At 45.3% G+C, this 14,039-nt stretch carries 13 protein-coding genes; 2 read left to right on the top strand and 11 right to left on the bottom strand.

Features of this window, described 5'->3' with window-relative positions; translation table 11 throughout:
• Window positions 1-409: 409 nt before the first annotated feature.
• The 5 genes from rlmD to ACESON_RS11665 form a co-directional block, all read right to left on the bottom strand.
• The gene (gene rlmD, locus ACESON_RS11685) at window positions 410-1,861 is read right to left on the bottom strand and encodes a 23S rRNA (uracil(1939)-C(5))-methyltransferase RlmD (RefSeq protein ID WP_373110022.1); all 1,452 of its coding nucleotides are present in this window, start codon (window positions 1,859-1,861) and stop codon (window positions 410-412) included.
• Between the two features lie 151 nt (window positions 1,862-2,012).
• Window positions 2,013-2,300 (bottom strand): DUF4366 domain-containing protein, encoded by a 288-nt coding sequence (locus ACESON_RS11680; protein WP_177272891.1) that lies wholly within the window; start codon window positions 2,298-2,300, stop codon window positions 2,013-2,015.
• Window positions 2,301-2,428: 128 nt separating this feature from the next.
• Window positions 2,429-4,780 carry a DNA helicase PcrA gene (gene pcrA, locus ACESON_RS11675; RefSeq protein ID WP_373110019.1) on the bottom strand — a complete coding sequence of 784 codons (2,352 nt, stop codon included), beginning with the start codon at window positions 4,778-4,780 and terminating at the stop codon, window positions 2,429-2,431.
• A 113-nt stretch (window positions 4,781-4,893) separates the two neighbouring features.
• Window positions 4,894-5,274, bottom strand: a complete 381-nt coding sequence (locus ACESON_RS11670) for a Rid family detoxifying hydrolase (RefSeq protein WP_177959370.1) — start codon at window positions 5,272-5,274, stop codon at window positions 4,894-4,896.
• A 110-nt stretch (window positions 5,275-5,384) separates the two neighbouring features.
• Window positions 5,385-5,633: a hypothetical protein gene (locus ACESON_RS11665; protein WP_373110017.1), complete on the bottom strand. Its 249-nt coding sequence runs from the start codon at window positions 5,631-5,633 to the stop codon at window positions 5,385-5,387.
• A 121-nt stretch (window positions 5,634-5,754) separates the two neighbouring features.
• Here ACESON_RS11665 and ACESON_RS11660 point away from each other — a divergent pair, with 121 nt between their 5' ends.
• Complete coding sequence (locus tag ACESON_RS11660; RefSeq protein ID WP_177959368.1) at window positions 5,755-6,378, top strand: DUF1836 domain-containing protein; 624 nt, start codon at window positions 5,755-5,757, stop codon at window positions 6,376-6,378.
• A gap of 47 nt (window positions 6,379-6,425) precedes the next feature.
• On the opposite strand, the gene ACESON_RS11655 is transcribed toward ACESON_RS11660, so the two are convergent.
• The 4 genes from ACESON_RS11655 to ACESON_RS11640 form a co-directional block, all read right to left on the bottom strand.
• Window positions 6,426-6,728 carry a YerC/YecD family TrpR-related protein gene (locus tag ACESON_RS11655; protein ID WP_177959367.1) on the bottom strand — a complete coding sequence of 101 codons (303 nt, stop codon included), beginning with the start codon at window positions 6,726-6,728 and terminating at the stop codon, window positions 6,426-6,428.
• 87 nt (window positions 6,729-6,815) lie between these two features.
• Window positions 6,816-7,625 carry a Cof-type HAD-IIB family hydrolase gene (locus tag ACESON_RS11650; RefSeq protein ID WP_177959366.1) on the bottom strand — a complete coding sequence of 270 codons (810 nt, stop codon included), beginning with the start codon at window positions 7,623-7,625 and terminating at the stop codon, window positions 6,816-6,818.
• An 18-nt stretch (window positions 7,626-7,643) separates the two neighbouring features.
• A complete protein-coding gene (gene fsa / locus ACESON_RS11645) occupies window positions 7,644-8,297 on the bottom strand; it encodes a fructose-6-phosphate aldolase (protein ID WP_177959365.1) in 654 nt (217 codons plus the stop codon).
• A 131-nt stretch (window positions 8,298-8,428) separates the two neighbouring features.
• Window positions 8,429-10,135, bottom strand: a complete 1,707-nt coding sequence (locus tag ACESON_RS11640) for a Na/Pi cotransporter family protein (protein ID WP_373110013.1) — start codon at window positions 10,133-10,135, stop codon at window positions 8,429-8,431.
• A gap of 274 nt (window positions 10,136-10,409) precedes the next feature.
• Between ACESON_RS11640 and ACESON_RS11635 the strand changes: the two genes are divergently transcribed.
• On the top strand, window positions 10,410-11,417 hold the full coding sequence (locus ACESON_RS11635) for an ABC transporter substrate-binding protein (protein ID WP_177959380.1): 1,008 nt from the start codon (window positions 10,410-10,412) through the stop codon (window positions 11,415-11,417).
• Window positions 11,418-11,452: 35 nt separating this feature from the next.
• On the opposite strand, the gene ACESON_RS11630 is transcribed toward ACESON_RS11635, so the two are convergent.
• Both ACESON_RS11630 and ACESON_RS11625 read right to left on the bottom strand, forming a co-directional pair.
• Window positions 11,453-12,046, bottom strand: a complete 594-nt coding sequence (locus ACESON_RS11630) for a nucleoside triphosphate pyrophosphatase (RefSeq protein ID WP_373110010.1) — start codon at window positions 12,044-12,046, stop codon at window positions 11,453-11,455.
• A 23-nt stretch (window positions 12,047-12,069) separates the two neighbouring features.
• Window positions 12,070-14,031, bottom strand: coding sequence for a fructose-1,6-bisphosphatase (locus ACESON_RS11625; RefSeq protein WP_373110009.1), 1,962 nt, complete (start codon window positions 14,029-14,031; stop codon window positions 12,070-12,072).
• Window positions 14,032-14,039 lie beyond the last annotated feature (8 nt).

The following is a 14,039-nucleotide window of genomic DNA, read 5'->3' as shown; positions in this document are numbered from 1 at the left end:
CAATTTCCGAAACATATTTCTTCTCCGAATATATTCCTTTTCCAACTTTGAACAGCTCGCCTTCTTCTATTTTTTCTCAATAAAATAATCTGATCCATATTTTTCAAGACATTCCGCACGTGTTTTCATCGCTTCTGCCTCCTTATTTAGAAATTCATCCGCATTTTTTATTGTTTTGCGGATGTTTTTCAAAATAAAAATCTATCAAAATCCTCTTGTGTCGCAATCTGTGCATACTTACAATCATCATTTCTGCTCTCCGCATACATATCATTGATAAGGCCTATCGACAGCAGTTCCAAATCTGCCATCGATAAGCCTAATTGTACACATCGAAGAAGAAACAACGGTGTTGTCATTTCACGGTCTGTCTGACGAAGTTTTTTTAGCTTCCACATCCGTTTTTACATTATTTTTCTTCGTTCTTAATTCTATGGTAATCTTCCATATTGATGCTTAAGTCTACGTAAGAATCGGGCTTAGATTTTCGGTTGCTCAAGAGACACACAGTCTCCACATTCGCCGTAGCCGGGAACATGTCTACGCAACACACCTTCTCCACCTGGTACCCCCGCTCCTGCAGTACCACCAAATCCCGAGCCAGACTGGTTGGCTTACAAGAAATATAAACCATCCGATCCACGCCGAAATCAATAATCTTTTCCAGTGCCTTAGGGTGAATGCCATCACGGGGCGGATCCAGAATAATCAGATCCGGCTTGTCCTGAAGCTCGTCAATTACCTTCAGCACATCTCCTGCAATAAATTCACAATTGGAAAGTCCGTTCATTGCTGCATTTTCCCGGGCAGCCTCCACAGCTTCCTCTACGATCTCCACACCTACTACCTTGCTGGCTACCGGAGCTATAATCTGAGCGATCGTTCCGGTTCCGCTGTACAGATCAAAAACAACCTTGTCTGCTGTCTCACCCACATATCCACGCGCGGTTTCATAAAGAACCTCTGCTCCCAGAGAATTGGTCTGGAAAAAGGAAAAGGGAGAAATCCGGAATTTCAGTCCCAGAAGTTCCTCATAAAAATAATCCTTGCCGTACAGAATTCTTGTCTCATCACTCTGGACCACATCTGCCAGACTGTCATTGCGGATATGAAGAATCCCCGCAAAGGAACCCTCTAAGGGAAGGGAGAGAAGACCTGCCCTCCAACCCTCCAGAAGTTCCTCTTCTCCGGTCTCCAGCGTCTCCGTCTGCCCGGAAGTAACCAGTGCTGCCAGAATTTCTCCTGTCTTTACAGCCCGGCGCACCAGCAAATGGCGAAGGTAGCCTACATGCTGCAACTTTTTATAATATCCGGCTTTTTTCTCTGTAAAGTATTCCAGGGTGTATGTCAGGATTTTGCAGAAATCCTGATTTACAATCTGGCATTCTGGTGTGTTCACAATATCATAAAAACTCCCTCTGCGGTGCATTCCCAAAGCAAGAGGGCCATCCTTGAACTCATCTCCAAAGGAAAATTCCATTTTATTCCGATATCCCTTAAACACAGGGCTTCCCTTGATCCCTTCAAACACATAGGAGCTGCATACTCCATCAATAAGGGATTTGACCTGCTGCTCTTTGATCTTCAGCTGTTCTTCATAGGGCAGACTCTGATAAAGACATCCTCCGCAGATGCCAAAATGAGGACATGTCCCTTCTGTCTGCTCCAGAGAAGAAGGTGCCAGAACCTCTAAAAGGCGTCCTTCGCATTTCCCTTTTCTCTTTTTATTAATCACAAACCGGATTGTCTGTCCCGGCAGAGCATTTTTCACAATAACTCTTTCTCCGTCTATATGCAGAACTCCTTTATTTGGAAATTCAATTGTTTCTACCACTGCTTCACAATAATCGCCTTTTTTCACACTGAATACTCCTTTTTCTTTATTTCTCAATTGAATCTCAGTATACCATTAATCAGCATAATAGGAAACTGTTTTCTGATTTTCTGTCGCAGGACGTAATTTCCCATGAAATCAAAAAGCGTGCCCCCTCTCAGAGACACGCTGCCTTGTTTTATTTATCTGCGTTTTCTTCCTCTTCTTCGAAGAAATCATCGTCAAAATCATCGTCAAAGTCATCCTCGAAATCCTCCAGATAGTCCGGAGTGAAGAAACGGTATACGCCATATGCGATAGCTGCCACTGCTGCTACTGCACCGATAATTGCCAGTACCCAGAGAATGCAGGTTTTCTTTTTCTCTTCCTCTTCTTTTCTATGCAGGAATTCATTCAGCTTTGTGGAATTCATAATCTCTTCTACGCGGCTCAGTGCATCCTTGCTCATGGTATCGAATCTGTTCATAGTTTCACGTCCTTTCTGTGATTGCGGCATATTATGCCCTCTTGAACATTATAACATCAATTTCCTCATTTTACTATCCTATTTTATTCAATTTTCTCTTTTTTATAACCGTTTTTCGCTGCTTTTTCTCACACCTTCTGCAGCTTTGCAAAGGACGCAAACATTTTTTTCACGCCTGCACGGTCAAAATTAACGGTCACTTCAAAATCCTTGGGGCCATCCTGAATCTGCTGAACCGTGCCTTCGCCAAATTTTATATGCTTCACCCGGTCTCCCTCCTGATACTCCAGAGAAGCCGGCTTCTGTACCGTAAAGGCCTTCCCAAATCCCGAATTGCTTCCGGCTGCAGCACTCCTTCCTCCAAAGCCGCTTCCAAAACCATTTCTGCTTCCATAGCTACTTCCGCCCTCAGCTCCCCTTCCTACAGACGGCTTATCAAAATAAGCATTGGGACGATCTCCAAACCTGCTGACTCCAAGTCTGGTCTGCGCCTGATTCCAGGGCAAACTGTCATCAGCAAATTCATCTCTTGAAATCTTTCTTCCAAGGCGCGGCTCCAGCCGCTCCTCCTTCATCACTTCTTTGGGAATCTCATCTACGAAACGGCTGAGGCAGGAATATCTGGTCTCTCCATTCACCATGCGGAATCTGGAACCGGTCAGTACCAGCCGATCCATGGCACGGGTAATTCCCACATAACAAAGGCGGCGTTCTTCCTCCAGCTCTGTCTCATCATTTGCAGCAATCGACATCATACTGGGAAAGAGTCCGTCCTCCATACCTGTTAAATATACCACCGGAAACTCCAGTCCCTTTGCGCTGTGAAGGGTCATCAGCGTTACTCTGCTCTGTGAATCATCCATTCGATCCACATCTGACACCAGGGCAACTTCTTCCAGAAATTCACTCAGTTCCGGATTTTCACTGCCATCCGTGTAGCTAACCGCCTTGTTCATCAGCTCCTGAATATTTTCCAGACGAGTCTCCGCCTCTATATCATCTTCATCCTCCAGTTCTTTTCGATACCCTGTATCCTCCAGAATTTCTTCTATGAGCTCCTTAATACTGCTCCCACGCTCCAGATGACTTCGGAAGGCCGCGATCTGCCCTGTAAAGGCCAAAACCTTTCCGGCCGCCTTTCCAAGCCCTTCTATCTCTCCTGCCCTAGTACAGGCTGTATAAAAGCTTACATTCTGCATCGCAGCCCAAAGCGTGATTTTTCCAATAGAAACTCCTCCGATTCCCCGCTTTGGAACATTGATGATCCGCTGCACTGCCAGATCATCCTGACCGTTGGCAATCGTTTTTAAATAGGCCAGAACATCTTTAATTTCTTTTCTCTGATAGAAATTAACTCCGCCTACCAACCGATAAGGAAGATTAGCAGCTACACACTGCTCTTCTAAAATCCGGGACTGGGCATTGGTCCGGTAAAGAACTGCAAAATCCCGATAATCCTTTCCACTCTCCAGAATCTCTTTCACAATCCCTGCAGCCTCCTCGCCTGCCTGCTCATACTGGCGCAGAATTACAGGTTCTCCCTCTTCCCTGGCTGTCCAGAGAGTTTTTTCCTTCCGGCCCTGGTTGTTACAGATCACGCCGTTGGCTGCATTCAGGATATTTCCTGTAGAACGGTAATTCTGTTCCAGCTTAATCACCCTTGCTCCGGGAAAGGTAGACTCAAAATCCAGGATATTTCCAATATTGGCTCCGCGGAACTTATAAATCGACTGATCATCATCGCCTACGACACAGAGATTCTTGTATTTCCCTGCCAGAAGAGAAACCAGCTGGAACTGAGCTGTATTCGTATCCTGATACTCATCCACCATTATGTACAGGAATCGCTCCTGATAATACTCCAGTACGTCTGGATTGGTTCGGAACAGATCCACAGTTTTAAAAATCAAATCATCAAAATCAAGCGCATTGTTTTTTCTCAACTCCTCCTGGTACATGGCATAAACCTCTGCCGTTTTCTTCTCTCTCCAGTCTCCCTCTGCGTTCAGGCGGAATTCCTCCGGGCCAATCAGTTCATTTTTCGCATTGGAAATAGCAGACAGCATGGCCCGATCCCGAAACTGCTTTGGATCCAGCTCCATTTTTTTTAAAATCTGCTTCATCAAAGTTCTCTGATCATCCGCATCATAAATAGTAAAGCTTCTGCTGTATCCCAGATTTTCAATAAATCTTCTGAGAATTTTCACACAGGAGGAATGAAAGGTGCTGACCCAGATACTGTCGGATTTTTCCCCTACCAAACGGTCTACACGCTCCCGCATTTCTCCTGCTGCCTTGTTCGTAAAGGTAATTGCCATAATGTTCCATGGATTTACCTTTTTTTCTTCGATTAAATAGGCGATCCTGTGGGTCAGAACCCTTGTTTTTCCTGAGCCTGCCCCTGCCAGCACAAGAAGCGGTCCTTCTGTGCAGAGCACCGCCTCCTTCTGCATGGGATTTAATGTATCGTAAACTGCCATGAAGTCCTTATCCTCATCTTTCTTCCTGATTCTTCTGGCTAGTATATCATAAAAAAAGAACCGGGGCAAACCTTTTGGGTTTGCTCCGGCCTCCTTCTCTGTCTTTTCAGGGCTTATTCTGCATATGCAATCGCTTCGATTTCAACCAGGGCAGCCTTCGGCAGGGCAGCTACCTCAAATGCTGCTCTTGCAGGGCAGTCGCTCTCGAAAAATGAAGCATAAACCTCGTTCATTGCGCCAAAATCAGAAATGTTTTTCAGCAGAACAGTGGTTTTTACTACATTTGCCATGGTCAGTCCCTCGCTGGCCAGAATGTTCTGGATATTGGTCAGAGACTGTCTGGTCTGAGCTGCAATATCGTCTCCTGCGAATTCTCCGGTTGCCGGGTCAATGGGAAGCTGTCCGGAAACGAAAACAAATTTGTCTGCGCGGATAGCCTGAGAATACGGTCCAATTGCTGCCGGTGCCTTAGTTGTTGCCAGTACTTTTTTCATGTTCATAGCCTCCTGTGAATTTTCTCTTATTCTGCATCCATTATAACGGTTTTTCCAGAAGAATTCAACAATATCTCAATTTTATTTTTCTATCAAAATTTTTTTGAGAATCAGGAGGCTTCCTGCGTTTCCACCTTTTTTTCTCCGAGCATGTCCTTTAAATCATCTAAAGACAGGTTCTGAAGCTCCAGCAATTCATTGATCTCCCGGAATTTTTCCATCAAAATCTGGTTTTCCAGCTGCTTTTCCTTTTCCCGAAGAGTTTCCAGACAATGATCATACTGCTCAATAGAAGCCTTCACCGTCAAAAGCTCCTCCTGACATTTTTCCAACGGTGTTTTCCTCGCTCGTCTCGCCATAGTATTCGTTCCTCCTTTACAAAAACAGTATATGGAGAAACAGGAAAATTTATGCAAAGTATTTCCTCACCCTCTTGTCATCTGGTTTTCAATACTATATAATAGGGTCAGAGGTGAGCAAATGAAAACAAACAAGGAACGACTGAACGACATTTTGGATCGTCTGGGAACCATCTCCTATATCAAGCTGGAAAAAATCCCGGAGATCGATCTCTACATGGATCAGGTGACCTCCTTTATGGAAGAGCATCTGAGAAAAGCTAAGCGGAATCCGGAAGACAAGGCTCTTACAAAAACTATGATCAACAACTATGCAAAGAACAACCTGCTTCCGCCCCCTGTAAAGAAAAAATACAGCAAGGAGCATCTGATTCTTCTGTTGTTTATCTACTATTACAAGAACCTGCTTTCTTTTCACGATATTGAACAGCTGTTTCGTCCTATTACGGAACAGTACTTTAACAGCAGCGCAGAGCCTTCCCTGAGCCGGATTTATGAGGAGGTATTCTCCCTAGAGGATCAGCAGATGGAACGGTTAAAAGCAGATATTCAGGCCAAGTTTCAGGCTTCTGAAGAAACCTTTGCCGATTTTCCTGTAGAAGATCAGGAGTATTTACAGCTGTTTGCCTTTATCAGTGAGCTGTCCTTTGATGTCTATTTAAAAAAACAAATGGTAGAAATGATGATCGATCAGCTTCGTGAAGAATCAGAAGCTGACACTTCAGAGACCAGAAAAAAGCGCTGAAACCAGCGCTTTTTCTTATGCTCTCTTATAATTTAGTTAGCCCTCTTTTATTCTTCCCCGTCCTTTTCCGACAGTCTGGCAAATACCATATCATAGCCGTCATTGCCATAATTCAAAGAGCGATTGACCCGGCTGATGGTTGCTGTAGACGCACCGGTTTTCTCTGCTATTTCCAGGTAGGTTTTTTTCTCCCGAAGCATTTTGGCTACCTCATAACGCTGTGACAGAGATAAGAGCTCATTAACCGTACATACGTCCTCAAAAAAGATATAGCATTCTTCCGGGTTTTTCAGTGTCAAAATTGCCTGAAACAGATGATCCACTGCTTCTGTTTTTATTTTCTTATTCATAGACCGGGGTTCCCTTCTTTCCTTTCATGATTGACCTGATAGTCTTCTTTCATAGTTTAGCACAGTAAAATTTTAAAGTCTATAGTTTTACAGCAAAAACTTTTCAACTACATGGGCAACGCCGTCATCATTATTAGAAAGAGTTACATAATCTGCTGCTTTTCTCACAGGAAGCACCGCATTTTCCATTGCAACGCCCAGACCTGCATACTGAATCATGGAAATATCGTTATACCCGTCTCCGCAGGCGATCATCTCTTCCCGCTCGATACCAAGCACTTTCAGAAGCTGAGAAAGGCTCTGAGCCTTGTCAATGCCCTTTGGAAGAATCTCCAGGAAAAAGGGTTCTGACCGGTACACACTGAAATCACGTCCCAGCGCCGCCTTTACTCTGGCTTCTGTCAGCGCCAGATAATCTCCGTCATCACACATCAGAAACTTAGGCACAGAAAAATCCACATAGTCAGCCATAGAGCCCACCTGACGCACCTTCAGGTGATTAATCCCTGCTTCAATCTTCACGTAGGGACATTCTTCGTTGTCTGTAATAATCAGGCCGTCCTGGTAGGTCAGAATACTGCTTACCCTTTCCTCCTGAGCCAGACCAATAATTTTCCGGTTCGCCTCTGCCGGAAGCTTTTTTTGAAAAAGCACCTCTCCTGTCCGGCAATCCATAATAATACCGCCGTTAAAGGACAGAATACAGCCACCATATTTTCCCAGTTCCAGCTCCTCAGCCAGGGGAACTACGCCGTAGGTAGGCCGTCCGGATGCAAGAACAACCTTTTTTCCCCTTTTCTGGGCTTCCATCAAGGCTTGACGGGTCTTATCTGTAATCACCTTGTCTCTGTTGGTCAGAGTACCATCCAGATCCAGCACAATCATTTTGTAATTCATAACCTTCCCCCGCGTTTTCTATTCACCGAACACAGCTCTGTAATCTGCCTGGAATTTGGCAATTCCTGCATCTGTCAGTGGATGGTGAATCATCTGCATAAGAACCTTATAGGGAACTGTGGCAATGTCTGCACCGGCTTTTGCACAGTCTATCACATGGATCGGATTGCGGATGCTTGCAGCAATCACCTGGGTACCCAGATTGTGAACCATGAAAATCTCTGTAATATCTTCAATCAGCTCAATTCCCGGCGTAGAAATATCATCCAGACGTCCCAGGAAGGGAGAGACATAGTTTGCGCCTGCTCTTGCAGCAAGAAGTGCCTGAGCCGCTGTAAAAATCAGAGTCACATTGGTCTTCACTCCCTCGGCGCTTAAAATTTTCACAGCCTTTAAGCCTTCGGCTGTCATGGGGATCTTTACAACCATATTGGGGTGGATTGCGGCAATTTCCCGTCCTTCCTTCACCATCCCCTCTGCATCCTCTGTCGTTGCCTTTACCTCCCCGCTGATCGGACCATCCACAATCGAGGCGATTTCCTGAATCACCTGATGAAAATCTCGTCCCTCCTTTGCAATCAGAGAAGGATTTGTGGTAACTCCGCAGATAATTCCCATATCATTTGCTTTTCTGATCTCGTCTACATTTGCTGTATCTACAAAAAACCTCATTTCTTTTTCCTCCCTCGTATTTCTGTATTCAATAGCACTTTCCCACTTTACTGTAGAAACATCATAGCACAGCTGATACCTGTATGCAAACAGATTCTTTCAGAACTTTCCCAAAAAAAGAAGATACTGCTTTACACAGTACCTTCCTCTTTATGCATCTCCTCCAGATTCACAAAAATCACATCGTCCAGAGCCTCTTCCGCGATGCTGACACAGTTATCGGCAATTCGATCCAGATTGTACAAAAGATTAGAAAAATCCTCCAGCATGGACGAATCACAAAGATTCTTCTTTACCCTGGCCATATGGGCCTTTGTAAACTGCTTCTGTGCCTTTCTCATTTTATTTTTACTGCGGCTTACCTTCCTTGCCGCCTCCCAGTCACCTGTGCGAACCGCCTCCATTGCATGTTCAAAAAGATAGTTCAGAATAGCAAAACAGTTTTTCAGTTCTCCCACTGCCTCATCGGAAATCTGGCGGTTTTCATTCTGCACCTTTTCTACAATCTGCAGAATGTCGCTGCACCGCTCCGTAATACGCTCCAGATTGTTTGATACTGATAAGAGACCTGCTGTTTTTTCCGCCTGAATTTCTGTCATAGCGCCGCTGGACAGCATTTTCGTCAGATACTGGGAAATATTCTTCTGAAGGCGTTCTAGAGCACTGCAGGAACCTGCAAACTCCATCCTCGCCTCCTTTCGGTTGGTTCCGGTAAGAGACTCCTTAGCCAAATCAAGCATTCCCTCTGCCAGCTCTGCTCCCCGATTTAACTCCTGAGACACGAGATACATAGCTGCAACCGGCTGCCCAATCACCTTCTCATCCAGGAACTTAGCCTGGAATGCCTGATTTTCATTCTGATCTTCTCCCGGAATAATCAGTTTTACGATTTTTACCATAACCGCAATCAAAGGAAGCCATACCAGGGTACAGACAACGTTAAAAGTTGTATGGGCATTTGCAATCTGGCGGGAAATAACAGCCACCTCTGGCCCCTTGGGAGAAATCATCTGCACAAAAGCCGTCAGAACAGGAATCATAAACAAGAATACAATGCTTCCTGTAATATTAAATACGCTGTGGGCCACTGCCGTCCGCTTTGCATTCTTAGACTGCCCAATGGATGCAAGAAGCGCTGTAATGGTCGTACCAATGTTATCACCCAAAAGAATCGGGATTGCTCCTGCAAGGCCAATCACACTGCTGACGCCATCGGGCCCGGCCTGAGAGGCAAAATTCTGAAGCACCGCAATCGTGGCGGAGCTGGACTGAACAATCAGTGTCATGAAAAGACCAACCAAAACTCCCAGAATCGGAATCTGAGACACCTTTCCAATCAGATTAATGAAGAAGGGACTTCCAGCCAAAGGCTTCATCACACTTCCCATAATCTCAATTCCTTCAAATAAAAGTCCAAAAGAAAAAATCACAAGACCGACATTCTTTAATTTTTCTGATTTTCCTGCAAAATTCATCAGAAAACCGATAAAGATAATCGGATAAATATAATCGCTGATCTGAAATGCCAGCAGCTGAGCTGTCATAGTCGTACCAACGTTTGCTCCGAAAATAACTGAAATCGCCTGAGGCAAACTCATCAGCCCGGCGCTGACAAAGCCGATTGCCATAACTGTTGTGGCAGAGCTGGACTGCAGCACAGCTGTTACCAGGGCTCCGGCCAGGGCTCCCATTACTGGATTCTTGGTCAAAAAGCTTAAAATGCTTTTCATTCTCTCTCCAGCCGCCTTCTGCAGAGCATCACTCATACTGTTCATGCCATACAAAAACAGAGCAAGTCCTCCGGCCATACCAAACGCCACTTCCATGGTTCCATTCATCCTCTCTTTTCCTCCGTATGCGGGATTACCCCGCTCATATTCTTTTCTTCATGCTTTTTGATTCTGCGTGTGTTGTTTAACACGGTTTTTATCATATCATAATGGTATTTTTACTTTCTACCTCATCATTTAAAATTTATGTTAAATCTATGTAAAATCGTGTCCGTTTTTTTCTTTCCTGAAAAAGCGTCTGTAAAATTTTCTGACCGGACAGACACCTTCTGTCAATTTTCTGATACATTGTATTAGGAAATCTTCTCTCAGGAGGAATATGATGAAAAAAATCACCCCTTATTTTTTTCTGGCAGCCGCCTTATCCGCCGCTGTCGCTCTTTCCGGCTGCTCTGGAAAAAGTAAAACCGGTATGACCCCAGTTACTTTAAATGAAGTAGCCCATTCTGTCTTTTATGCCCCTCAGTATGCAGCCATTGAGCTGGGATATTTTACAGAAGAAGGTCTTGACCTGACTCTGGTCAATGGAGCAGGAGCTGACAAGGTTATGACAGCCCTTCTGTCCGGCGACGCTGACATTGGCTTTATGGGATCAGAGGCCAGTATTTATACCTTTGCCCAGGATGCGCCGGACTATGCTGTCAATTTTGCCCAGCTGACCCAAAGAGCCGGAAACTTCCTTGTGGCAAGACACCCGGATCCTTCCTTTTCCTGGCAAAAGCTGAAAGGAACAACGGTTCTGGGCGGAAGAGCCGGAGGAATGCCCCAGATGGTTTTTGAATATATTCTGAAGAAAAATGGCATTGATCCCAAAACCGATCTCACCATTGATCAGAGTATTCAGTTTGGCCTTACTGCTGCAGCCTTTGCGGGAAATACAAGCGACTATACGGTTGAATTTGAGCCCTTTGCCACCGGTCTGGAGCTGGAAGGAAAGGGATATGTAGTTGCCTCTCTTGGCACAGATTCCGGCTATGTTCCTTACACTGCCTACTGTGCCAGAAAAAGTTATCTGGATTCCCATCCTGACATCATTCAGAAATTTACCAATGCACTTCAAAAAGGAATGCAGTATGTAAATACCCATTCATCGGAAGAAATTGCAAAAACCATTCAGCCTCAGTTTCCAGAAACGCCTCTGGAAAACATTATTGCTATTATTGAACGATATAAAGCCCAGGATACCTGGAAAAACGATTTGATATTTGAAAAAAGCAGCTTTGAACTGCTGCAGAATATTCTTGAAGAAGCGGGTGAACTGAATACCCGGGTTCCCTACGAAAAGCTGGTAACAACAGAATTTGCAGAGAAAGCAAAGGAAGCCTCCTGACCTCAGGCTTCCTTTGCCTTTCATTTTCTGTATCCTTAAAACTTGATTCCCCGCTTTCCAAGCTCCTGACACACTCTCCCTACAGGGAGTCCCACTACATTATTGTAGTCCCCGACAATGCCTTTGACATAAGCAGCAAATTTCCCCTGTATGCCATAAGCCCCTGCCTTATCCATGGGTTCTTTTGTATCCACATAGGCTTCCACCTGTCTGTCCGTCATGGGAAATACACAAACCTCTGTCTCTTCAAAAAAAGTAATGACAGGGCTGGTGTTCTGTGAAGAATTTTCTCCACAGAACACCAGGGTTACTCCTGTATAGACCTGATGGCTCCGGCCCTGAAGAAGCTTTACCATACGGATAGCGTCCTCCCGATCCTTTGGCTTCCCCAGAATTTTACCGTCAGCTGCCACCACCGTATCTGCTCCCAGCACGATCACCGGCTCCCCTCTGTGCAGCCCTGCAATATCCTCCGCCTTTTGCCGGGACAGCTCCATAACTACCTCTCCCGGTATCGTGCTTGTGATTACCTCCTGCACATGGCTGGGCTCTACCACCGGTTCTATTCCTACCTGCCGAAGAAGCTCCAATCTCCTCGGTGAGGCAGATGCCAGAATCATCTGTTCCATGATCTTGTCCTCTTTTCCATTTGTTATTTTTTCCGAATCCGCTCTGCCAGAGCGCCTGTCCGATAGGCTTCCAAAAGCTTCTCCAGATCCGCAATGTTTTCCTTGAGAATCATTCCTACATCAGTGTCGCCTACCAACTTTCTTTTCTCCACCCGCTTCACCACAATAGTTTCTGAATGGATATCGCTTCCCTTTTCAATCGCTGCTTCTGTAGATTCAAAGGGATCGTGAGCTGCCAGAATCAGACCATAGGAATTGTAAATCAGCGTATATCCGGCAATCCCTGTTTCTTTCTGATAAGCTTTGGAAAATCCGCCGTCAATTACCAGTACTTTTCCGCCACACTTGACAGGATTCTCACCGTTTTTTGATTTTACAGGTACATGGCCGTTGATAATATGTCCTGTTTCCGGCGACAATCCGAATTTCTCCAGAATCCGGTTCACCACCTCTTCATCCTCCAGAAAACGATAGTAAGGATTTTTCTTTTCCTGATGGGTTTCCTTTTCTGCAAGAAAATACCGCTCAAAGGTAGCCATCTTATCTTTTCCAAACAGAGGAGAATCCCGGTGAAGCCAGATATACCACATCAGATCTCTTCCATTTTCCCGTTCTGCCGGATCCACTGCCACAAAGCCCTTTCGAATATACCCATCCAGCACCTCATAAAGCTGCTTTCCCTGGTATCGGCCTCCACAGACCGTTACTGTTTTTAATGTTCCGTCCTCATTTAAGGGAACACAGCCATGATACAGCAGATTGCCATTGTATACCTTATACAGGCTTCCCCTGGACAACAGAAACCGCATATGCCGCTGAAGCCTCTCACAATTTAAGAAAGCTCGTTCCAGCCGTTCCATAATGTCCGCCTCTTCCGCAGTCAGAGTATAGGGATCTGCCGGATCAATGGTGGGAAAATTCGTATCCAGAAGCGTATACTCTTTTCCATCCAGGAAAATAGTTCCTTTTTCATAGTCAATCCGATGAAGAAGATTGCGATCCTCCAGCCCCATTTCCGGATGCGCCTTAATAATCTGTCCCTCCACCTTAAACTGAATGATAGAAATGGCCTTATGCATTTTCAGATCTGCCTCCATCTCCTTGGCATTGTAAATCCCGCCGCCTCTCAGCTTAAAACAGGTGCAGGGATCCTCCCGGTAAGTATTCACTGCAAAGGTTGCCAGAGGAAGGAGGTTAATTCCATAGCCGTCCTCCAGAATGTCAAGATTTCCATAACGGGCACAGATCCGGATCACATTGGCAATGCACCCTCTCTGCCCTGCTGCCGCCCCCATCCACAGAATATCATGGTTTCCCCACTGAATATCCACCGAATGATGAACCATCAGCTCATCCATAATCAAATGCGGTCCTGGTCCCCGATCATAAATATCCCCCAGAATATGCAAATGATCCACAACCAGCCGCTGAATCAGACGGCAGAGAGCAATGATACATTCCTCCACCCGCCCCACCCGGATAATGGTCTGAATAATGGCATTGTAGTAGGATTCCTTGTCCGGCACATTGACCTTCTCCGTAATCAGTTCTTCAATTACATAGGCAAATTCCGAAGGCAGAGCCTTTCTCACCTTGGACCGGGTATATTTGCTGGCAGACTGCTTACAGACCTCGACTAGACGGTACATGGTAATCCGATACCAGTCCTCCCGATCAGAAACCTTTCCCAGAATCTGATTCATTTTCTCTCTGGGATAATAAATGAGCGTTGCCAGCTCCTGCTTATCCTCCATGCACAGCGTATTTCCGAAAATATCATTAACCTTGCGTCGAACCGATCCGGAGCCATTTTTCATTACATGAGAAAAGGCTTCGTATTCTCCGTGAATATCTGTCAGAAAATGCTCTGTTCCTTTAGGAAGATTTAAAATAGCCTCCAGGTTAATCACCTCTGTCGATGCTTCCGCAATCGTAGGATACAGATCCGAAAGACGTTCCAGATATCTGACATTTAAATCGCGCACCAGGAATC

The organism is Lachnoclostridium sp. Marseille-P6806 (assembly GCF_964238185.1).
Taxonomy (GTDB): domain Bacteria; phylum Bacillota; class Clostridia; order Lachnospirales; family Lachnospiraceae; genus Brotaphodocola.
Note: the sequence above shows the minus strand (reverse complement) of the source record. Positions and strands in the feature narration are given on the sequence as shown.